The organism is Salmonirosea aquatica, assembly GCF_009296315.1.
Lineage (GTDB): Bacteria > Bacteroidota > Bacteroidia > Cytophagales > Spirosomataceae > Salmonirosea > Salmonirosea aquatica.
Genome location: NZ_WHLY01000002.1, coordinates 3,003,568 through 3,025,860 on the forward strand (window position 1 = coordinate 3,003,568; position 22,293 = coordinate 3,025,860).

Annotated in this window: 15 protein-coding genes and 1 pseudogene; 14 read left to right on the forward strand and 2 right to left on the reverse strand. The window is 50.2% G+C overall.

What is annotated here, in order from left to right; genetic code table 11:
* Nucleotides 1-47 precede the first annotated feature (47 nt).
* Nucleotides 48-611 carry a peptide-methionine (S)-S-oxide reductase MsrA gene (gene msrA, locus GBK04_RS13625; RefSeq protein ID WP_152760522.1) on the forward strand — a complete coding sequence of 188 codons (564 nt, stop codon included), beginning with the start codon at nucleotides 48-50 and terminating at the stop codon, nucleotides 609-611.
* Between the two features lie 80 nt (nucleotides 612-691).
* On the opposite strand, the gene GBK04_RS13630 is transcribed toward msrA, so the two are convergent.
* On the reverse strand, nucleotides 692-1,273 hold the full coding sequence (locus GBK04_RS13630; RefSeq protein WP_373330964.1) for a nitroreductase family protein: 582 nt from the start codon (nucleotides 1,271-1,273) through the stop codon (nucleotides 692-694).
* Nucleotides 1,274-1,571: 298 nt separating this feature from the next.
* Here GBK04_RS13630 and GBK04_RS13635 point away from each other — a divergent pair, with 298 nt between their 5' ends.
* Together GBK04_RS13635 and GBK04_RS13640 are read left to right on the forward strand one after the other, a co-directional pair.
* Nucleotides 1,572-2,096 (forward strand): hypothetical protein, encoded by a 525-nt coding sequence (locus GBK04_RS13635; protein ID WP_152760526.1) that lies wholly within the window; start codon nucleotides 1,572-1,574, stop codon nucleotides 2,094-2,096.
* Nucleotides 2,097-2,242: 146 nt separating this feature from the next.
* Nucleotides 2,243-2,884, forward strand: coding sequence for a hypothetical protein (locus tag GBK04_RS13640; protein ID WP_152760528.1), 642 nt, complete (start codon nucleotides 2,243-2,245; stop codon nucleotides 2,882-2,884).
* 12 nt (nucleotides 2,885-2,896) lie between these two features.
* Here GBK04_RS13640 and GBK04_RS13645 read toward each other — a convergent pair whose 3' ends face one another.
* Nucleotides 2,897-3,619: an RluA family pseudouridine synthase gene (locus tag GBK04_RS13645; protein WP_152760530.1), complete on the reverse strand. Its 723-nt coding sequence runs from the start codon at nucleotides 3,617-3,619 to the stop codon at nucleotides 2,897-2,899.
* A gap of 169 nt (nucleotides 3,620-3,788) precedes the next feature.
* On the opposite strand from GBK04_RS13645, the gene GBK04_RS13650 reads away from it, so the two are divergent.
* From GBK04_RS13650 to GBK04_RS13700, 11 genes and pseudogenes are all read left to right on the forward strand, one after another.
* Nucleotides 3,789-5,270 carry a M14 family zinc carboxypeptidase gene (locus tag GBK04_RS13650; protein WP_152760532.1) on the forward strand — a complete coding sequence of 494 codons (1,482 nt, stop codon included), beginning with the start codon at nucleotides 3,789-3,791 and terminating at the stop codon, nucleotides 5,268-5,270.
* 222 nt (nucleotides 5,271-5,492) lie between these two features.
* Nucleotides 5,493-8,309: a TonB-dependent receptor gene (locus tag GBK04_RS13655; protein ID WP_152760534.1), complete on the forward strand. Its 2,817-nt coding sequence runs from the start codon at nucleotides 5,493-5,495 to the stop codon at nucleotides 8,307-8,309.
* Nucleotides 8,310-8,409: 100 nt separating this feature from the next.
* Nucleotides 8,410-9,735 (forward strand): beta-helix domain-containing protein, encoded by a 1,326-nt coding sequence (locus GBK04_RS13660; RefSeq protein WP_152760537.1) that lies wholly within the window; start codon nucleotides 8,410-8,412, stop codon nucleotides 9,733-9,735.
* 196 nt (nucleotides 9,736-9,931) lie between these two features.
* Nucleotides 9,932-13,357, forward strand: coding sequence for a caspase family protein (locus GBK04_RS13665; RefSeq protein ID WP_152760539.1), 3,426 nt, complete (start codon nucleotides 9,932-9,934; stop codon nucleotides 13,355-13,357).
* Entirely contained in the window at nucleotides 13,354-13,884 is a 531-nt protein-coding gene (locus GBK04_RS13670; protein ID WP_152760541.1) for an SGNH/GDSL hydrolase family protein, read from the forward strand. The genes GBK04_RS13665 and GBK04_RS13670 overlap by 4 nt, the downstream gene beginning before the upstream one ends.
* A 130-nt stretch (nucleotides 13,885-14,014) precedes the next feature.
* Complete coding sequence (locus tag GBK04_RS13675; RefSeq protein ID WP_152760543.1) at nucleotides 14,015-14,971, forward strand: hypothetical protein; 957 nt, start codon at nucleotides 14,015-14,017, stop codon at nucleotides 14,969-14,971.
* Nucleotides 14,972-14,983: 12 nt separating this feature from the next.
* Nucleotides 14,984-15,856, forward strand: coding sequence for a hypothetical protein (locus GBK04_RS13680; RefSeq protein ID WP_152760545.1), 873 nt, complete (start codon nucleotides 14,984-14,986; stop codon nucleotides 15,854-15,856).
* Between the two features lie 236 nt (nucleotides 15,857-16,092).
* Nucleotides 16,093-17,393 (forward strand): annotated as a pseudogene (gene rseP / locus GBK04_RS13685) (RIP metalloprotease RseP).
* Between the two features lie 68 nt (nucleotides 17,394-17,461).
* On the forward strand, nucleotides 17,462-17,908 hold the full coding sequence (locus GBK04_RS13690) for a DUF6702 family protein (protein ID WP_373330965.1): 447 nt from the start codon (nucleotides 17,462-17,464) through the stop codon (nucleotides 17,906-17,908).
* A 192-nt stretch (nucleotides 17,909-18,100) separates the two neighbouring features.
* Nucleotides 18,101-20,629 (forward strand): endopeptidase La, encoded by a 2,529-nt coding sequence (gene lon, locus GBK04_RS13695; RefSeq protein ID WP_152760549.1) that lies wholly within the window; start codon nucleotides 18,101-18,103, stop codon nucleotides 20,627-20,629.
* A 179-nt stretch (nucleotides 20,630-20,808) separates the two neighbouring features.
* A complete protein-coding gene (locus tag GBK04_RS13700) occupies nucleotides 20,809-22,275 on the forward strand; it encodes a tagaturonate reductase (protein ID WP_373330966.1) in 1,467 nt (488 codons plus the stop codon).
* The last annotated feature ends 18 nt before the right edge of the window (nucleotides 22,276-22,293 follow it).

Below are 22,293 nucleotides of genomic sequence, written 5' to 3' on the forward strand. Positions count from 1 at the left end.
AACACGGACACCCTTCAAAACGGTGTCTGCGTTGAAAACAGAAATATATGAACAACGAAACCAACAGCGACCTCAGCGTCGCCACCTTCGGTACGGGTTGCTTCTGGTGTACCGAGGCCGTTTTCCAAACCATGCAGGGGGTACATAAGGTAGTATCGGGTTATTCGGGCGGACAGCGCGCAAACCCTACCTACGAACAGGTATGCAGCGGGGCGACCGGCCATGCTGAATGCGTACAGGTTACCTACGATCCCAATCAGGTCAGTTACGCCGAGTTGCTCGAAGCTTTTTTCCGCAGCCACGACCCTACCACGCTCAACCGCCAGGGCAACGATGTAGGTACCCAGTATCGGTCGGTTATTTTCTACCACAACGAAGGCCAGCACCAGCTCGCCGAAGAGGCTGTAAAAGAGTTGGATAAATCGGGCGCTTATTCAAATCCGATCGTTACGGAAATTTCACCGGCCGAAACCTTCTACCCTGCCGAGGCCTACCACCAGAATTATTTCATCAACAATCCCGGCCAGGGGTACTGTGCCTTTGTGGTAGCGCCCAAGGTGGAAAAATTCAAGAAAGTCTTCAAAGAGAAACTGAAGCCGGAATTCGTTTAGGATTGGGAGAAAAGTCAAGGGTGAACGGTCAATGGGAATAAAAATACGACATTGACCATTCACCCTTTTTCCCGTCTTCCTCATTCATACCAGACTATCACCTCGTCACTGCGCTTGCGGATGAGATCAGGTACCGTAGCATCCGGGGCGGGGTACCCTATGGGTATCAGCAGATAAGGTTTTTCATTAGCGGGCCGGTTTAGTACTTTCGTCAGGAAATCCATCGGACTGGGCGTGTGCGTAAGCGCCACCAACCCGGCCTGATGAATGGCGGCCAGCAAAAATCCGCAGGCGATTCCTACCGATTCATTGACATAGTAGTTGTTCTGCTTCTTCCCACCTTCCCCAAATTCATAAATCCGCCGAAATACGATGATCAGCCACGGGGTGGTTTCCAGGAAAGGCTTGTGCCAGTCGGTACCCAGCGGGGCCAGGTCGCGCAGCCATTCTGCGCTCATACGTCCGTGGTAGCTGCGGTATTCCTCTTCTTCGGCCGCTAGTCTGATTTGCCGTTTTATTGCATGATCGCTCACCGCACAAAAAGTCCAGGGCTGCTTATGGGCACCCGAAGGTGCGGTAGAGGCTGTCATAAGAATCTGCTCGACAGCCGCTTTCGGCACCGGATGATCCGAAAAGAATCGCAGAGAGCGGCGCTTTTCCATAATTTCGAAATAGGTGCGGCAGCTTCGGATTAGTTCGTCATCCGGGCGGGGGGGGACGGACGGGTAAGGGCTATGCGAATTCATGCATCTTAGTGGCTGAGTGACGAGTATAAATATAAAGTATGTAAGGTTATACCCTTGCAAGCTGTGGGGCTTTTCGTATTTTTACTCGTTCATAGAGCATGATTATGTACGATTCCTTACCGAATAATAATTAACACCTTCCTGGTTTTTGAGGGCTGAAAAGAAACTCATTAATTTGCATCAATATTTATAATTCACGTTAATCTATTTGATCATGAAAAAATTATTTTCTTCTCTCTTCATCGTAACCCTATTGGCATGTAGTACTGCCAATGCCCAGTATGCTCAAGGCGACAAACTTCTTAATTTGGGAATTGGACTTAACGGCTATTATGGCGGTGGCCTGCCCATCGGAGCCTCGTTTGAGTACGGGGTAACCGACCAAATTAGCGTTGGTGCACAAATCGATTATTATACTTGGAATTATGGCTATGTAGGTTATAAGTGGCGTTACACCTTCATGCCGATTGCCCTACGTGGTTCTTACCATGTAAATGAACTGTTAAACCTCAATAATGACCAGATTGACTTATATGGTGGCGTACAACTAGGTTACTATATTTCGAGCTTCAAAGATGATACGGGCTACATTGGGAACTATAACAATGCTTACGGTAACCAGGTTTTGTTTGGCATCCACCTAGGCGGCAAGTACTATTTCAAGCCTAACTTGGGTGCCTTTGCCGAGGTAGGCTACGGAGTTTCAGCTGTAAAACTCGGTTTAGCCTTGAAGTTCTGATCAGGCAAAAGATTCAAACAAAAAGCGCCGCTAAAACCCTAGCGGCGCTTTTTTTGCATTTAAGCTGGATTAGAAGGTCAGCTTGTTTTCATAGTACAACCCATACTAATTACCTTCTGTTGGTACGCATAGTACGCAGCTTTTTTATGAGAAATCTGACTTTACTACTGTTCTTCCTGGCTGTGTTGGGAGCTTGTCACCGAAAAGAGTATTTTAGCATTCCAAATGGCGGGGCATACCTTGCCCAAGATAAGCGTGTAGAGGCTTTCCCTGTACCAGAATCGTTATCCGCTTCGGCCGAAGTGCGGACGACTGCGACGCTTCTGAAAGAATCAGATACAGTAAAAAGCATTTCGGCTGACTATTTTTCTGTTTCTGCGGTGCATGAGGAGGGAAGAAAACCCCCTAATTTCATTGGGAAAGGAAAAAACAGGCTCGGGAAAGTGCAGTCGACATCTATAGCTCGTCAGAAAGAAAACAAGCCCAAAGCATACAAAGGCAAAAATCTGGGAGAACTTTCACTTGCATTAGGGTTGATTGGTTTTTTTGCCATTATATCCACTACGGTTCTATCAGCCCCAATTTGGCTATTTATCGCAGGCTGTGCGGTAGGTACAACTGGGATGGTAATGGGTTTTGTCTCCTTCGGCCAAATCAAAAAGCAACGGATTGCATCTCCTGGTGAGACTGCGGCTATCATTGGCACTGCTCTGGGCATTGTGACATTCCTGGCCGGCATTATTGTTTCGTTGATTTATTTAATTATTACCTCGTCATCTGGTTTCTAAAAAGCCCTCACCCTACGCTCCCCACTTATCCAATTGCTTCACCAATACCTCCATATCCTTGGGGTACGGCGCTTCTACCCGAATCCCTTCCCCATCCATCAGGAAAAACGATAGTGAATGCGCGTGCAACGCCACGCGCTGAATCAACGGCTGTTCTTCGGTACCTTGTTTGAGGTTGAACTTTCGCTTGATGCTGGACAGGTAGATCGGTTCGCCGCCATACTGCGGATCGTTGACGATAGGGGCTTTCAGGCAGGAAAGGTGAATCCGAATCTGGTGCATCCGGCCCGTGATGGGCATGCATTCCACCAATGTATAGCCTTTGTACACTTTCAGCGTGTTGAATATGGTTTCGGCCAATTTACCTTTGACGCGATCAATCGCCACGGCCGTACCGCTTTTGAGTTGCACTATGGGTAGGTACACCGACACACTATCCAGGTTATGCATGCCATTCACTACGGCATGGTAGCGCTTGGTAACCTCTCGGTGTTCAAACTGCATGGCCAGATGCCGGTATGCCTCGCGGTGTTTGGCAAAAGCCAGGGCTCCCGAAGTTTCCTTATCCAGTCGGTGGGCGGCTTGTAGGTCAGGATTATAGTCTTTGGCCAGACGCAATAGGCTACCCCCGCGGTCGGCGGTGCGCTCGTCCAGAGTGGCCAGATTGTGAGGTTTATTGACGATCAGAAAATCGTCGTTTTCGAATAGAATAATATCTTTAAAATCAATCTTCATAGTCTGCTGCTCCCCATTTAAGAGCTTTGTTTTTTTACAAAGGTCGGCATATTCTATTGAAAATAAGGAACCGGGCAGACATCAGGATGCGCGGATTTCTTTCCGCCCTTGGGTCCGGCCGGTTTTTTAAAGTTAAATAGCCCCTATTTTTGCAGAAATAAATAGCGTCATGATCAAACCGCTCGCTCTACTTATCGTCCTACCCATATCCTGTATGCTTTCGGCTCAACCCATTCCGCTGGCCCAGCGCCTGCACAAAGCCCACGACTCCTACCGCGAAGGTACCCTGACCCAGCGCCGCTTCAAGCACAAAGAGGTACAGGCTCTGATCCAGTCCCGGCGGGAAAACCCGCTGTACGAAGTCACGAAAGTAGGGGAGTCTTTCGAAGGCCGGGAAATCACGATGATCAAGGTAGGCCACGGTCCGCATACCGCCCTGCTGTGGACGCAGATGCACGGCGATGAACCGACGGCCACGATGGCGATTTTTGATATTCTCAATTTTCTGGAAGCCAAAAACGATGGCTTTGAGGATTTGAGAAAGCAGTTGCTCGATAGTACCACGCTCTATATTGTGCCCATGCTCAATCCCGATGGGGCCGAACGTTACCAGCGCCGCACCGCCCAGGGCATCGATATGAACCGTGACGCCCTCTACCTGCAAACCCCCGAAGGACGTATCCTGAAAGAGCTGCAACAAACCCTGAAACCCGAATTCGGCTTCAATCTGCACGACCAAAGCCCGCGCTACTCCGCCGGGCGCAGCCCCAAGGTCGCCACGATCTCTTTCCTGGCTACCGCCTACGACTACGACCGGAACATCAACCCCGTGCGGGAGAAATCCATGAAGATGATCGTGCGGATGAACCGCCTGCTGCAGCTGTTCATTCCCGGTCAGGTAGCGCGTTATGCTGACGACCACGAGCCTCGCGCCTTTGGTGATAATGTGCAGAAGTGGGGTACCACGCTGATCCTGATTGAATCGGGGGGGTACCTGGGCGATCCCGAGAAGCAGTACATCCGGCAGTTGAACTTCGTGGCGATCTTGTCGGGTCTATCGGCCGTAGCAGATGGTACCCTGGCTGCCGAAAACCGCGATGATTATTATCAGATTCCTGAAAACGGCCGCTACTTGTTTGATCTGCTGGTGCGCAATGCGACTGTGAAGCAGGGTACCAAAACCTACCAGACGGATCTGGGAATTAACCGTAATGAAGTCAACTACGCCAATGCTACTAAATTCTTCACATATAGCAAAGTAGAGGAATACGGCGATCTTTCGACCCACTACGGTTCGGAGGAATTGAATGCCGAAGGGTACCTTATGGAGCGGGGCAAAGTGTATCCGACTCCCTTGAAAAACATCAGCGAGGCGGCCAAGCTTAATCCTGTCGCACTCTGGAAACAGGGCTATACCTACCTGACCGTACAGTCAAGTACAACACCTTCACGAAATCTGGGCCTGTACTTTACGGTGCAGCCCTTCCATATCCTCCGGGGTACCTCTGCTCCCACCACTGCCCCCGACCTCGGCGACACCGCTACCTTTGTATTAAAAAAGGACGGAAAGGTTCGCTACGTCGTGATCAATGGCTATGCGCATGATGTGGAAAAACCCTTCAAAAAAACTGGAAACGGAATTGTGGAGTAGACCAAATTTTTATAAGATTTTCTATTAGCATGCCACTCGAAAAGTAATAATTACCGCCCAATTAGCAAATTAAAATTTGTTTGATTAAAAATTATAAATTATTGATTTCCAATAATTTATACGAATAACCTATATGTAATTCATCCATAACCTTGGCGTAATATTGGGGTAATATTGCCAGTGTACTTTTGCAGCGAAAACATAAGTACACTGACACCCAACATGAAAAAACATTTCTTCTCAACCCTGTTCCTTGGGCTGCTTTCCGTGGCAGCCTTCGCCCAAACCGGAACCATCAAAGGCGCTATTCTTGACGCCAACTCCAAAGAGGCCATCATCGGCGGAAGCGTCGTACTCAAAGGCACCACCCCTCCGGTAGGTACCTCCACCGACATCGAAGGCAACTTCGAACTTCGCAATGTACCCACCGGCAGTCACACGGTTGTTATCAGCTACGTATCCTACAAGCCAAAGGAAGTAGAGGTGACGGTGTATCCCAATCAGGCCGTACTGATCAACAGTACCCTGGAAGAGGACGTGGCCACGCTGTCGGAAGTTAAAATCGTGGGCCAGCGCCAGACGTTCACCGATGTGTCGGTCATCACCGAGATCCGGCAAGCCGAGCAGGTGGCCGTGGGGATTTCGGCGCAGCAGATTCAGAAATCGCAGGACCGCGATGCTTCGCAGGTCATTCGCCGCGTACCAGGCGTATCCATTCAGGACGATCGCTTCGTGATTATTCGCGGCCTCAACGAGCGCTACAATACTGTGATGCTCAACGATGCCATTACACCTTCGACCGAAGTGGACGTAAAATCCTTTTCCTTCGATTTGATTCCCAGCTCGGCCATCGACCGCATGGTGATTTACAAATCGGGTGCTCCCGAGCTACCCGGCGAATTTGCGGGTGGCGTGATCAAGATTTACACCAAAACGGTTCCCGACGAGAATGGACTTTCGTTGAGCATCGCCAGCAGCTACCGGGCTGGAACTACCTTTCAAAATGCCCTTAGCTACAAAGGTACCTCCGGTGATATCATTGGGTTTGGCGCCGGAGACCGGACGTTACCGGCTTCTTTCCCAACCACCTCCACGCTCCTAAATGAAAACCGGCCTTCTGAGGGTACCCTGCGGGCTTTCCGAAATCTGCCTGACTTCTATAATGTAAGTACCATCAGCAACAACCCCGATCTGCGCCTTTCGCTGGGCTACAACCGCAAAATGTACGTGGGTGATAAAACTCTTACCACCTTTAACAATATAAGCTACACCAACACGCATCAGTTGCTGAATACGGATCAGTACAGGTACCTGGCCTTCAATACGTCTACCAAAAGTTCTCCTATCCAAACGGAATACAACGATCAGTTCAATACGGAAAATGTACGCTTGGGGGCGATGTCAAACTGGGCATTGATTCTGAATCCTAATAACAAGATTGAATTCCGTAACCTGTTCAACCAGCTTACCAACAAGGAAACCATTTTCCGTCAGGGATACAGCCAGGAAAATGGCCGGGATGTAGAAAACTACGCCTTCCGTTACGAGGCCAAAAGTATTTACAGCGGACAGCTGAGCGGTACGCACGATGTGTCGGATGCCACGACAATAAAGTGGACGGGTGCCTTCGGCTACACCCACCGCGAGGAGCCGGATTTTCGTCGCTTCGTATCGAGCCGCGACATCGGTACCAATGATCCTTTCAAAGTGGAAATAGTACCCGGCAGCAACGCCAGCCTTACCCGGGGAGCCCGTTTCTACTCCACACTGAACGAATACACGTCTTCCCTGCGGGCCGATATTGAGCACCGGGTGCGTCGTAAAGGCTACGCCGACAACGACAAGATGGACATCAAGCTGCGGGCGGGTGCTTATGGTGAGTATAAGGACCGTGCTTTTCAGGCCCGCTGGTTCAACTTGACCAATCCCGGGGGTACATCGCAAGAGGTACTCAACCTACCCTTCGACCAGTTGTTCAGCCCCGGCAATATTGCGCTTGACAAGCTGTACTACGCCGAGCGTACCAATTATGACGACAAGTATGACGCCCAAAGTGTACTGGCAGCGGGTTATGTAGGGGCTTACTACCCATTTACGCCCAAATTCAATGCCTCAGTTGGTTTTCGGGCTGAATTCAGTCGCCAGCAATTGCAGAGCCGCCTGCGCGGTTCCGGGGTAGCTGTTGATGTGGACAACCCCATTTTCCGACCACTTCCTTCGGTCAACCTGGCCTACAACCTGACGGACAAAGCCCTGCTGCGTCTGGCGTATAGCATCACGCTGAACCGTCCCGAATTCCGGGAACTGGCCCCGTTCACCTACTATGACTTTGCGTTCGACGTGTCACGGGTAGGTAACCCTAATCTGAAAACACCTTCGATTCAGAATGCGGATTTGCGCTACGAATTCTACCCCTCAGATGGCGAGGTGATTTCGTTGGCCGGTTTTTACAAATACTTTACCAACCCCATCGAGACAAAAGTTTTATATGCGGGCTCGGGAGTGGCTTTCACGGTGGACAACGCGCAGAAAGCGTATGCAGTGGGTGCCGAACTGGAAATTCGTAAGTCGTTGAAAGCTTTGACTTCATCCAGCTTTGTGGATAACCTCACGTTGCTGTTAAATGCTTCCCTGATCAAAAGTAACGTAACGACGGGCTTTGCGTCCCAGGATAATAACCGTCCGTTGCAGGGACAGTCGCCCTACCTGGTTAACGCGGGAATTTATTACAACGATGTCAACCGGGGCTGGCAGATCAATGCACTTTATAATGTAGTCGGTCAGCGCATATTCCTGGTGGGCGACAAGGAAGTACAGCCCACGGTATACGAAATGCCCCGCAATGTCATCGACCTGAACATCATCAAAGCCCTGGGTGAGCACTTGCAATTAAAAATTGGGATTCAGGATCTGTTGAATCAACGGTTCCGCCTGATTCAGGACAGTAATCTCGATCAGAAGATTACCTCGCAGGACGATACCTATCAGACCTACCGCCGGGGTACCTACTCCACGATCGGCTTGAGCTATAAATTTTAATAACCCAAAGGCACAGTGTCAGAATATTGGAATTGTTGATGTGCCAATCTTTAAATAGTCAATACACAAATAGTCAGATTGTTAAACTAGAAAATGAAGTATGAAAAAGGTAACGAATTTAATTAAGGTATTTATTTTTGGCGCACTGGTCGCCGGCTTCACCGCCTGTAACGACAAAGGTACGGACCCCGATCCGGATCCTACCCCGACGGGTCCTTCTACAATCTCAGGAAGCATCACAACCAACACCACCTGGACGGCTGGAAATCAGTACATTTTATCGGGATTTGTCTATGTGGAAGATGGTGCCACGCTGACCATTGAGCCTGGAACCATCATTAAGGGAGAAAAGTCTTCAAAGGGTTCGCTTATCGTGAAGCGGGGCGGGAAAATCATCGCGAACGGTACAGTTGATAAGCCCATTGTTTTTACCTCGAACCAGGCTAAAGGACAGCGTGCTGCCGGGGACTGGGGAGGATTGGTCCTGCTGGGTAAGGCACCGGTCAACAAGGCCGATGCAAGGATTGAGGGAGAAAATATTTCAGAATTTGGTGGAACCGATCCTGCCGACAATTCTGGTTCATTGAAGTACGTGCGCATCGAGTTTGCGGGCATTGCTTTCGAGACTGACAAAGAAATCAACGGCCTTACTTTCGGTGGCGTGGGTTCTGGCACGACGGTCGATTATGTACAGGTTTCATACAGCGGTGACGACTCCTACGAGTGGTTCGGTGGTACGGTGAATGCGAAGCACTTGATCGCCTATCGTGGCCTGGATGATGACTTCGATACAGACAACGGCTATAGCGGTATGGTTCAGTACGGTTTGATTATTCGCGATCCGGCCGTAGCCGATCAGGCGGGTGACTCTAATGCCTTCGAATCAGACAATGATGCTACGGGTACAGAGGCCATGCCCAAAACTGCGGCTAAGTTTGCGAACGTAACGGCTACCATTGCTCCTGGTACCCTCGATTCAAAGTATAATACTGCTCTTCGCCTGCGCCGCAGTTCGGAACTGAAAGTTTATAACAGTGTATTTTCTGCTCCTTACAAAATAGGTGTTTTGTTGCAAAATGCTTCCGTTGACAATTATAAAAGCGGCAAGTTGGTACTGCAGGGTATTGCCCTGCAAGGTGCTACTAAAATGTTTGATGGCGTAGACGAGACCCTCTTCAACACGGCCGCGAACAAAAACAAAGTATACACTTCGGTAGCCGACCTGATGCTGGATTCCAACTTCAACAGCATTTCTGTTCGTCCCGTTGGCATTCCCAAGGCAGGCTCACCGCTGCTGACGGGCGGTGTTACGCTGCCCTCAGGATTTGAAGCCGCGCCATATATCGGTGCTTTCAATACCACCGACTGGACTGCTACCTGGGCCAACTTCGATCCGCAAAACACGGATTACGATACAGCGAAATAATCAACGACCTTTATATTTGGTGTCAGATTGTTGAAAAACCGGAGGCGTTTGCTTCCGGTTTTTTTTGTGCTTAAAAGGTACCTGCGGCGGAAACGGCTTATTAGAACCGCTTACTAAGTTTTTGGTAGCGGATCCTGGGATTCTTTGTAAATTTCTTTTCCTAAATCCTTATAAACTTCCTGAACCTACCTTCCCCATGCGCTTCGATACCCTTACCCAGATCGAGGATCGCTTCCGTACGGAAGCCGCTTCCGCGCTCAAACCTTTTTCCCTGCCCGTTCCCGGCGAAAACCTGACTCTGAAAGGTACCCTGTTTAAACCCAATCGAAGCGATTACTACTACGAGTCGGCGCATCCCAAGCAACGCATTGTCCTGCACTTTACAGCGGGCAACGTCCGTTCAGACATGCTCACCCTAACTCAGCAGGGCCGCCATGTGTCGGTACCTTTCGTCATTGCCCGGGATGGTACCATCTACCAATTGTTTCCCTCCAAATTCTGGTCGGGGCATCTGGGGGCAGGGGTGGGCAACTCGGGTACCGGCAATGCGCAGGACAAGGCTACGATCGGCATAGAGCTGTCTAACTACGGATTTTTGATGCCCAAGGACGGAAATCTGGAAACGATCTATTCTCGACTCAGAGATTCCAATACCGGCAAAATTGGCCCCGTGGACCTATATACTTCGCTGGCCAACACCCAGGCTTATACCAAAATTGACCATCCCTTCCGTGAGCAAAGTCACTACGCCAGCTACACGCCCGAGCAGCTCGACAGCCTGATCATCCTGCTAAGGTACCTTACGGCGAAGTACAATATTCCCCGGCAGTTTCTACCGCCCGAGAAACGCTATACTACGAATTCGGATGTAGTCAATTTCAAAGGAATTGTTTCGCACATCAACTACCGTAGCAGCGGCAAGTGGGACATCGGCCCGGCTTTCGACTGGAAAACTGTCATTACTGGCGTACAGGTACCCACCTACCTTGCCCGCTCGGTTCAGGAAACTTCCGTTGCTCGGGGAATGGGTACTATACTAACTTCGGAAGAGGAAATCGAAGCACAATTCCCCGCGAGTCGGGAAATAACAGCTCCTGAGGAGGAAGCTACCGACAATGAAGGCTACAATCCCAACGACTACGACGAAAAACCAGTACTGGACGACGACCGTACGGCTTCAAAAAAGAAAGTATACGCGCTGCTGGTGGGCATCAACAACTACGCCCGGGTGAGAAAACTAGGGGGCTGCCTCAACGATGTCGCGGCGGTGCGAAGGTACCTCGAATCGAATACGGACTTTGATGCCATAATTGAAGAACTCACTGATGCTGACGCGACCCGACAGGGCGTGGCCGAGGGTTTCAGAAACTTTCTGAGCCAGGCAGACCAGGACGATACCGTACTATTTTACTACTCAGGCCACGGTACCCAGGAAACGGCCGATGCGATCTGGGACGAAACGGATGACGCTCTGGAATGCATTGTGTGCTATGACGGGGGTACCACGAAGACGTCCCAGTTTCTGCTTACGGATAAGGAGCTCCGTTTCCTGATCCACGAGCTATCGGAGAAAACCAAAGCCCACATCGTCACGATTTTCGATTGCTGCCACTCGGGTGATAACACCCGCAACGCGGGCGCCACCGAAGCCAACTACCCCGACCGGAACGAGCGCCGGGTCACCGACAAAGCGGGTAATGCCTTTCCCAAACGGGACTGGGATGAGTTTTTGTTCAGCGACACTATTAAAAAGGACTCGGTGAATGGGAAGAAGCCCGCCGATTTTCTGCCTCAGGGTACCCACGTGCAGATGGCCGCCTGTGAGTCGGATCAAGTGGCGCTGGAGATCGCCCGAGAGGGCGTTTTTACCAAAACCCTGCTCAAAATGCTTACCGATAGCGGCGGGAATATTTCGTACAATACCCTGCGCAGCCGTATCCGGCAATATATGCGGGCGGGCTTCGAGCAAACGCCTCGCGTGTACCTGCCCACTAATGCCGGGAAACTCTTGAACGCAGGATTTCTGAACCGCCGGATCGACCCGCAGAAAATGATCTGCGAAGGCACTCAGGACAAAAATGGTACCTGGCAATTGAATGTGGGGGCCATTCACGGCGTAAAATCCACCTCTGATATTACTTTGTTTGATCCGGACGATCTCCAAAAAACGTTCAAGGCCAAAGTACGCAAAGGAGGTGTATTTGTGGACTATACACTGCTTAACGTAATCGGATTGGACGACGATACAATCTACAAAGCCGAAGTGGCGGGCCTCCTGACGCAGGAACTGGTACTCGAAGTGGAGAACCACGATGGTACCCTCAAAGAGGCAAATGAGCTCACCGACGAGCTCCTGAAAAATGCCAGCGGCGGATTTTCGTTCGGGGGAGAAAAAGAGGCCAAAGCAGAGAAAGATTCTGGGAAGGCTAAACCGGCCGATTATACACTGCACATACGCAGCGGCGAAATGTACCTCACCCGGCCTGGTGATCCCTACCGGCCACTGATCCGCCCGATTCAATACGTACAGGATGAGGGTACCAAGGACACCACATCGGTGCTTGCCAATTTACAACACGTGTCGCGCTGGCATTTTATCAAAAACTTGAAAAATGAGGATAAACCCTCAGATTTTCCGGTCCAGCCGCTTACCGTTGAACTGAGCCGGATACAGGCCGACGGTACCTCTACGCCCATCAACCTAGCCAACGACACTGCTGAACTGGATTACGAAAAGGTTGGTAACGACTGGAAAGGTACCATTCAGATCAAAGTCACCAATGCTACCGCGCAGGATTTGTATTTCTGCGCCGCCTACCTCAGCAAGGAATTCCAGTGCTTTCTGGATTTTCTGCCCCAGCGGGTACAGCTGCTGGAAGCGGGCAAATCGCTATTCCTAGGGCCTAATGGTAAAGACCGTATCAACCTCAAATTGGGTACCGTCGAACGGGAATATAACTGGCCCCAAACGGAGGAAGCACTAAAATTTATCATCAGTACTAAGGAATTCGTCGCCGAAGCCCTCACGCTGGAAGAATTGCCCAAGCCTCTGACCAGCGGTGACCGAAGGAAAGATCTGAAAGACAGGACAAGAGGATTTGATACAGAAGAAGACAAACCCCTCGAATTCTCTGGCTGGGGTACCCAAACCCTGAATTTGGTGTTCAGAAACCCGATGTTCAACCACATTCCGGCCACTACCTTGAAAGCTCTGCTCGATTGGGACGAAACCGCCTACTTCGCCGCCGGGCTCTACTGCGACGTGGAATCGGACGCAACCGGGCAACCCATCATTTGGAAATTGAAAAAAGGGTTGGTGGTACCTGAAGACGAAAGGAATCTGTTCGACGATATCAAACTTTGGCTGGGTAATCAGGTTGAAACGGCCCAGCGCCGCAAGCGTTACCGGAATCTCAAGAAAGATCCCGCCCGCCTGCGCATCGTGGCCGAGGGGGATTCGTGGTTTCAGTATCCCATTCTGTTGCAGGATACGCTCGATCAGCTCTACAAATGCTACGCCATCCGCAGCTTTGCTGAGGCTGGGGATACGCTTAAAAATTATGTAAAGAAAAAGAGTACCTGGATGCGATTGAAGAAGAAGGGGCAAAAGTTTTCCTGGTGAGTGGCGGCGGTAATGACGTGCTGGGTGATGAATTTCAGTTCTTCCTGCGCGAGGTACCCGATCCAGCCGATGCTACCCCCAAGAGGTACCTGAACGAGAAATTCTTCGACACCATGGCCACGCTGTCTAGCCAGTACGACGACATGTTCACCGAGCTGCTGGATCGGTATAAGGATCTGCATATCATGGTGCACTGCTACGACTTTATTATTCCGGTGGATACCGAAAATCCCGCCAATAAAAAGAAACAGAGCTGGAGCGGCAAACACATGATTGCCAAAAAGATCGGTCCGCAGGACGAGCGGGAAAAATTGATCCACTTCATTCTGGACGAGTTTGCCCGGCGGCTCACCGATCTCGTCAGCAAACCGAAATTCAAAGGGAAGGTCACTTTTGTGGACACGCGCGGTCTGGTAGACCGCAATACCTGGTTTGACGAAATCCATCCGACCAATCCGGGATTTCAACTGGTGGGGGACAAATTTATCCGCGAGATTGAGCAGGTTCGGAAACAGGTGGATTTTTAGGGTAAATTCGATACCACCATGCTTTATGAAGTTTAGAAGGTACCCCTAAGCCAGACCAGTTTATTTCGACCTCATTCTCAGATTAATGAGCTGAGAATGAGGTCGAAGATGGTTATAAAAAAACATCGCCATGTACCGCCCCGTCGTTTTGTCCTATTTCGCCCAAAGTGGAGATACGGAGAAAGACTATCTCCAATTCCTGGAAGACGAGTACGAATCCATTGCCGAAGCCTGGGAGCAGTACCAGATTCAAGAGGGTTCGGATCGGTACTTTGAAGTAGATTTTCCAGCGCGGGGTAGTGCCGACGGCGACAAGGTGGCCGAGGATATCCGCAACTACAAGCATCGCCTCATTATTTTTCATTTCAGCGGCCACGCCATGAGCCAGCACCTTCTTTTTAAGGATGGCGCCAGCAACGCCCGTGGGCTCGCCGGCCTGCTGGGCGAGGCACAGAATCTCAAACTGGTGGTACTGAACGGTTGCGCTACCTACGACCAGGTTAAGCTGCTTTTTGACAATAACGTCAAAATCGTGGTGGCTACTAAAGGAAAAGTAAGCGACGGAGTAGCCCGGGAATTTGCCGAAACATTTTATAAGGCCCTCGCCACTACGACCTACACCATTCGTGGTGCCTTTGAGCACAGCCTGAACGAATTGAAATGGAAGCACGACCATTTTGCTTCTGTATCGACCGAGCCCATCGTGTGGCGGGGGCTGGTCACCGAAGCAGAAGAGGATCGCGATCGATGGGAATTATTTGTCAAAGAAAAGTACCAGCAGGAAATTGACCGGCAGGAATGGTGGAAAATCCGCTTGGCCAGCCCCACCCGAAAAGACCTCGCTGTGGGGAATTCACCCTGGGACAAAGCCATGAGTTTCCTTATTTTGGTGCTCTGTCTGCTGGGTATCTCAATTCTGGTGTATGCCGTTTTTTTTATACACGATTACGTACTTTCCTTCGTCGGGCTGGCGGCGGTCTTCTCGTCGTACTTCGGCCTTAAGAACCAGCAGCGGTATAAAACCGTAGAATTGAACTCCGTACTGGCCGATGACGAAGTAATCCGGAGAATGAAACTATTCGCCTAAACCCTGCCCAAGATGAAGGAAGAGCTGAACTACTCGGAAGAAGTAAAGCGAGAGCTTCTCAGTGAAATTGCCTCCATGAAAAGACAGAGCGTTTTCTCTCTGATTTTCGCGATCATGTGTGTGGTCGGGATGGTGTACCTATTCTACCGGCTCCGCGCAAGCAACAGAAAGCTTACAGAAGCCAAAGAGAAACTAGCCCAGCAAAATGTCGTGCTGGAAGAACAAAAGGCAAGTCTCACTACTTTCAAAAATGAACTGGATGCCTGGCGGATGTCTTTGTTAGAGGTCGATTCGATCCCGGCTTCCGTGGCCGAACCGGAGGCGGCTTCCGCATCGGGCGATTTTGTCCAGACTGTAGATTCGGTACCAGTAATTGAGCGGCCGACTACCCGAATACGAAGATTTCAGAACAGAAGCCGTCTCCAAAATGGTACGGAGAATGCCTCACTTGAAGATCCGGGCGAGGTACCTTCGCCGGCATCAGAGATTGCACTCGATAGGCCGACCGTGGTATACGAAGCCAAGGCACAGCAGTACAGTCTTAAGAAGCAGGAAGCGATTTCTGCAACCCCTTTTTTCGGCTACATCATCTATATTCAGGATGCGACGAGGCGGCAGGCATCGGATGAACTGCTAAAAATATTGAAAGAGAAAGGCGCCATTGTCCCTGCGATCCAGTCCAAAAACCTACCGCCCCGGTTCCCTACCTCGATCAAATATTTTCACCCCCAGGACGAGAAAAACGCCGAAGCAGTCAGAAATCTTTTGCTAACGGTTTTGGTCAAAGACAAAGAGGGTCAAACCAAGCTGGAAATTCCTGTCACTTACATTTCCAACGCCAAAGTTTCGCTTGGACAGCTGGAAGTGTGGATCGGCGAAAAGTAAGCCATGCTGGCCGACAATGGGTCAAATTACCCATGCGATTACGTACGGCTTTGCAAAAGCTTTTCGTTTACGGATGGGGCTACTATATCATCCTGCGTAAATCCAAAAAGATGCGGGGTTAGCGACACCTTTTGTGTATCTTTGCGGTTTATTTCTCAGAGGTACCTTGAAAATAGTTAACGCAGGGATTTGATTCCCATTCATTTACGCTACTGATATACATGGAAATAGTAATAATGGCCGGACAACTCATACTGGGGTTGTCTATTTTGGTAGGATTACATGAACTGGGCCATTTGCTGACGGCCAAGATGTTCGGCATGCGGGTCGAAAAGTACTTCATTGGTTTTCCGCCCAAAATCTGGAGTATTCAGCGGGGCGAAACCGAATATGGCATAGGAGCTATTCCGTTGGGAGGCTTTGTGAAAATATCCGGCATGATCGATGAGTCGCTCGATACCAAGCAGATGACCAACGAACCAGAGCCGTGGGAGTTCCGGGCTAAGCCCGCCTGGCAGCGGCTGATTGTTATGCTGGGGGAATCATCGTTAATATCGTGGTGGGCATTGTTATTTTCATTGCCATTGCCTACCAGCAGGGAGATAGTTTCCTGTCCAAAGAAGAGATGAACCGGTACGGTATCGTGGCCGGTCCGCTGGCGCAGGAAATCGGCCTCCGCACAGGTGACAAGATTGTAGCTGTAAACGGAAAAGATTTCAAGAATTACAACGAAGTCATAAGTTCCGATGTATTCCTGGGCAGCAATAGCTACTATACGGTTGATCGTAACGGTGAGCGGGTAGACATCGATGTACCCAATAGTTTTATTGAGCAACTTTCGGATTCCGAGCAGCGCGGCAGCTTCATCCGGCCCATTGAGCCCTTCAGCATTGGCGAAATTGTGGCAGGCTTACCAGCCGAAAAAGCGGGCTTAAAGGCAGGTGACCGCATCGTGGCCATTAACGGAAAGCCCATCCGGTATTTTCATCAGTTGCAGCAGGCACTGGATTCCCTTAAAGGTACCACGGCTTCATTGGCTGTGCAGAGGAGCGGGAGCAATGTGATGATTCCCGTGCCGGTCATGGAGGATGGTACCATTGGGTTCCGATCCAAAAGTGAGCTCAATTACAGCACCATAGATTACACGTTCCCCGAAGCGGTTGTGGTGGGTACGCAGGATGCCTTTGGGGTGGTGTACAATAACATCAAGGGCTTCAAGAAAATATTCCGGGGTGAAGTATCAGCTTCCAAGGCACTTAGCGGTCCAATTGGAATCGCACGGATGTTTGGTGGAGTGTGGGACTGGGGACGGTTCTGGTTCCTGACCGGGTTATTGTCGATGGTACTGGCCTTTATGAACGCTCTACCGATTCCTGCTTTGGATGGGGGCCACTCGGTCATATTACTGTATGAAATGATTTCAGGCCGGAAGCCTTCGGATGCTTTTCTGGAAAATGCCCAGAAGGTAGGAATGGTGCTGCTGTTGGGTATTATGGCGTTCGCTATATTCAATGATGTCTGGAAAGCCATATTTTAATAATGGGTGTACGAAAAAGGAAGACATATATTCTTTTTTGCGGGTTGATCATTGTGTCGGGACTTTTGATGTCAGCCCGCACGAAGCACGAATACCATGTTAGTGTAACGCGTATGCGTTACGATGCTGCTCAAAAAAGCCTGGAAATAAGCGTACGCGCCTATACCGACGATTTGGAGAAAGGACTTTCCCTGGCCAATGACAACCGACGCTTCGTACTCCGGAATGACGATCAGAATAACAGCTACCTGGAGCAATATCTGCGCAAACACTTTGCGTTGGCCGGCCCCGACCGACGGCTCCGGGCTTTTCAGTACATTGGAAAAGAAGAAGAAGCCGATGCTACCTGGTTGTATTTGGAGGTACCCTTTTCCGGTAATCCCGAAGGGTGGGTATTGCGACATGACCTACTAATGGAAACATTTGACGACCAGGTCAATATGGTCAATGTGAAGTGGGGAGAAGAACGAAAGACCTACCTTTTTAAGAAAAGCCAGTCCGTTCAGGCCTTGTAATTCGTTTTGGATTGATTTTGGCTGTAAAGTTTGAACGGAAGCAATTCCTTCAATCATCTGTGCTATACTTCATCCTTGCATTTTCTCCTGACAAATTCTGGTTGGTATAGGTATTTTACCAACGCATAACCCTACGATTTTTTATTTTTTTTGTAAATTGGGAAAGAAATCTGTCACACTGACAGAATGCCTATGAATTTTGAAAACTCAGACCTCTACAGTCGTTTACTAGTATCCGATTCGGACCTGGACAGTCTGGAAATTGTTCCCATTGGTGGACCGGATGGTTCAGAAGAACCGCTTGATCTGCCCGCCGAACTACCCATTCTGCCAATCCGTCATACCGTACTTTTTCCGGGCATGGTGATTCCTGTTACAGTGGTTCGTCAGAAGGCCATCCGGCTGGTGAAGAAGATCTACCGTAATTCTGACATCAATCAGCGCATTATGGGCGCGGTCACGCAGGCAAAACCTCATAAAGAAGATCCTGGCGCCGATGACCTGTATAAGGTAGGTACGGTAGCTCATATTCTTAAAATGATCACCCTCCCCGACGGCAATGTTACCATCATTGTGCAGGGGCGTCAACGCTTTCGAATCAGGGAAATCATCCGGGAAGACCCCTTCATTACGGCCCGTATCGAAGGGATCGATGACTCTTTTGCCCTGGCCAACCGTAAAGAATCCAAAGCATTGCTGAATTCCCTGCGCGATGGGGCGCACCGCATTATGCGGCTCAATCCCGAAATTCCGCAGGAAGCCCGCATTGCCCTGGATAATATCGAAAGCCCCGTATTTCTGATTCATTTCCTCTCGTCGAACATTAATGTGGAGGTGGGCGACAAACAGAAGCTGCTGGAAGAAACCAACGGCCATAAGCAGGCCAATCTGCTGCTTCAATACATGATGCGGGAAATCGAGATGCTGGAATTGAAACGGGAAATCCAGTCCAAAGCCAGTTCTGACATTGACCAGCAGCAGCGCGACTATTTTCTGCGGCAACAGATCAAGGTACTGCACGACGAGCTGGGCATCGATAGTCCCGAGCGCGAGATGGACGACCTGCGCATCAAGGCGCTGGAGAAGCAATGGCCCAAGAGTGTGCAGCAGCATTTTGATAAGGAAATCAATAAGCTGCAGCGTATCAACCCTATGGCGCCAGAGTACCCCGTAACGCTCAACTACCTCGAAACTCTGGTAGACCTACCCTGGGATGAGTACACCAAAGATAATTTTGATCTGGTGCGCGCACAGAAAGTGCTCGATTCTGACCACTTCGGACTGGAAAAAGTAAAGGAACGGATCGTGGAGTACCTGGCCGTTCTGAAATTGAAAAACAATATGAAGGCCCCGATTTTGTGCCTGTATGGCCCTCCCGGCGTTGGTAAGACCTCTCTGGGCAAATCAGTGGCCAAAGCCCTTAATCGGCAATATATCCGTATGGCGCTGGGTGGCGTGCACGATGAGGCCGAGATCCGTGGACACCGCAAGACCTACATCGGTGCAATGCCTGGCAAAATCATTCAGCATATTAAGCGCGCCGGTTCGTCCAATCCGGTTTTTATCCTTGATGAAATTGACAAGGTTAGCTCCGATTTCCGGGGTGATCCCGCTTCGGCTCTTCTTGAGGTACTTGACCCTGAGCAGAATTCATCGTTTACGGACAATTACCTGGAAGTAGAATACGATCTTTCCCACGTGCTTTTTATTGCTACCGCCAACTCCCTGGAACCTATTCATCCGGCCCTGCGCGACCGCATGGAGATCATTGAGATGACGGGCTATACGATGGAGGAGAAACTTCAGATCGCCAAGAAGTACCTTGTGCCCAAACAACGCAAGGAAAATGGCCTGAAAGCCACCAATGTACGTGTAGACGACAAGGCCCTGCAAAAGATCATTGAAGGTTACACCCGCGAATCGGGCGTACGGAATCTGGAGCAGAAGGTAGGTACCCTCATGCGCAAGGTAGCCAAGTCTATCGCGATGGAGCAGGAGTACCTTAAAACGGTGAAAGAAGATCAGATCGAGAAATTTTTGGGAGCTGAGATTTTTGATAAAGACCTATATCAGGATAACGACATTGCCGGAGTAGTGACCGGCCTGGCCTGGACTTCCGTAGGGGGAGAAATTCTTTTTATTGAAACCAGCCTCAGCCGGGGCAAAGGGGGCCTTACGCTGTCGGGCCAACTTGGGGACGTTATGAAGGAATCGGCAGTAACGGCGCTTTCGTATCTGAAAGCGCACGCCGAACGCCTGGGTATCGATTACCGGGTGTTCAATCACTACGATCTGCATGTACACGTACCGGCCGGAGCCGTACCTAAAGACGGTCCGTCGGCGGGTGTTACCATGCTCACCTCAATGGCGTCGATTTTTACGCAGCGCCGCGTAAAGCCTTTCATCGCCATGACGGGCGAAATCACGCTGCGCGGCAAGGTACTGCCCGTGGGTGGGGTTAAGGAAAAGATCCTGGCGGCGCGCCGGGCGGGTGTGAAGGAAATAATCTTATGTATCAAGAATAAAAAAGATGTGGACGAAGTCCACGCCGACTACATCAAGGACTTGTCCTTTCATTATGTAGATACCGTGGATGAGGTCTTAGCTGCAGCACTGCTGCCCGAGACCGTTTCAAAACCCATGCGGTTTGTCTTCCCGGAAGAAAAAAAGGAGAAAGAAGAAAGCATGAGCTACGCGCCAATGCCTGTTACGGTACTTTAGTTTACAGGGCTTTTGGCAGCAGGGAGGCATCTTAGCGGATGCCTCCCTGCTATTTTAGGGGTTACAGGAAAATTCTGCCGTCCTTTACCCTGTACAACGATCAGGTGATTGTATTCACTGACCTTCCATTTGCTAACCGATTAAATACCATGAGTCTTCCTCAACTTACCCCCCAATTTTTGTCCCAACGAACGGAGCTGTACCCTGATTATGCACGGTTGGCAGCACTGCCCGAAAAAATACTCCAGTTTGGAACGGGGGTTTTGCTGCGGGGCCTACCCGACTATTTTGTGGATAAGGCCAACAAAAACAGTATCTTCAACGGTCGGATCGTGGTAGTCAAGTCGACCGACCGGGGTGGGGTAGACGCCTTCAAGGATCAGGATGATCTGTTTACCCATTGCATTCGGGGCGTAGAGGCGGGAGAAGCCGTGGAGGAGACTTTCATAAATTCGGCCATCAGCCGCACACTGTCTGCCCGGAACGAATGGAATGAAATACTGGCCTGCGCCCGGAATCCTGAAATTACGATCGTAATTTCGAATACCACTGAGGTAGGTATCCAACTGGTCGAGGATGATCTTAAGGCCTCACCGCCCGAATCGTTCCCCGGAAAACTAACAGCCTACCTACACGAGCGGTTTCGTACTTTTAATGGTTCGCCCGAGAGTGGTATGGTGATTGTACCTACGGAACTAGTCGTGGACAATGGAAAAAAACTGCGCGATATCGTGCTGGAGCAGTCGCGCCGCCATAACCTGGGTGAGGATTTCATACAGTGGCTCAACGAACACAATCATTTCTGTAGTTCGCTGGTAGACCGTATCGTGCCGGGCTTACCCGACGAAGCAACGCAGAAGGAATTGACCGACACGCTGGGGTACCAGGACGAACTGCTGATCATGTCGGAATCGTACCGGCTCTGGGCCATCGAAGGCGGTCCGCAGGTTCGCTCAGTACTTAATTTTGCCGAAGCGGATGCGGGCGTGATTATAGAGCCTGACATCGATCTGCATCGCGAATTAAAATTGCGGCTGCTCAACGGCTCCCACACTTTCAGCGTAGCGTCGTTCTTTCTGTCGGGCATGGATACGGTACGGGAAAGTATGGAGAATCCTGAGCTGGAACACTTCATTACTGAACTCACGCTGAACGAACTGGCGCCGGCCATTCCGTACAAAGTGGATCTTGAACGCGCCCGTACCTTTGGACGGCAAGTTCTGGATCGTTTTCGCAATCCTTACATCAAGCACCAGCTAATCGACATTACAGTACAGTACACCGCCAAGATGAAAATGCGAAACGTACCTACCCTGCTTTCGCACTATGAAAAATTCGGTGCTCTACCTGCTCGCATGGCCGAAGGATTTGCGGCGTATATACTTTTCATGAAACCCGTTGAAACCGACGGAAAATCTTTTTTTGGAGAAAGAAACGGAGTAAGGTACCCTATTCGCTGCGATGCCGCCCCGTATTTCGAGGCACTGTATAAAGAACATGGAACTGACTACCCACGCCTTGTCAGTTCCCTTCTGTCCGACGCTGAGTTATGGGGTACCGACCTATCGCATCTTCCCGGTTTTCAGGAGGGGGTTCTTGAAAATTTACAGAGCCTTGTTTCAATAAAAGTAGCTGATGAAGACTAAGGTACCCTACCTTGTCGC

Coding starts and splice junctions, on each gene's coding strand:
- msrA (WP_152760522.1), top strand. CDS start 48: ATGAACAACGAAACCAACAGCGACCTCAGCGTCGCCACCTTCGGTACG.
- GBK04_RS13630 (WP_373330964.1), bottom strand. CDS start 1,273: ATGGAAAAGCGCCGCTCTCTGCGATTCTTTTCGGATCATCCGGTGCCG.
- GBK04_RS13635 (WP_152760526.1), top strand. CDS start 1,572: ATGAAAAAATTATTTTCTTCTCTCTTCATCGTAACCCTATTGGCATGT.
- GBK04_RS13640 (WP_152760528.1), top strand. CDS start 2,243: ATGAGAAATCTGACTTTACTACTGTTCTTCCTGGCTGTGTTGGGAGCT.
- GBK04_RS13645 (WP_152760530.1), bottom strand. CDS start 3,619: ATGAAGATTGATTTTAAAGATATTATTCTATTCGAAAACGACGATTTT.
- GBK04_RS13650 (WP_152760532.1), top strand. CDS start 3,789: ATGATCAAACCGCTCGCTCTACTTATCGTCCTACCCATATCCTGTATG.
- GBK04_RS13655 (WP_152760534.1), top strand. CDS start 5,493: ATGAAAAAACATTTCTTCTCAACCCTGTTCCTTGGGCTGCTTTCCGTG.
- GBK04_RS13660 (WP_152760537.1), top strand. CDS start 8,410: ATGAAAAAGGTAACGAATTTAATTAAGGTATTTATTTTTGGCGCACTG.
- GBK04_RS13665 (WP_152760539.1), top strand. CDS start 9,932: ATGCGCTTCGATACCCTTACCCAGATCGAGGATCGCTTCCGTACGGAA.
- GBK04_RS13675 (WP_152760543.1), top strand. CDS start 14,015: ATGTACCGCCCCGTCGTTTTGTCCTATTTCGCCCAAAGTGGAGATACG.
- GBK04_RS13680 (WP_152760545.1), top strand. CDS start 14,984: ATGAAGGAAGAGCTGAACTACTCGGAAGAAGTAAAGCGAGAGCTTCTC.
- GBK04_RS13690 (WP_373330965.1), top strand. CDS start 17,462: ATGTCAGCCCGCACGAAGCACGAATACCATGTTAGTGTAACGCGTATG.
- lon (WP_152760549.1), top strand. CDS start 18,101: ATGAATTTTGAAAACTCAGACCTCTACAGTCGTTTACTAGTATCCGAT.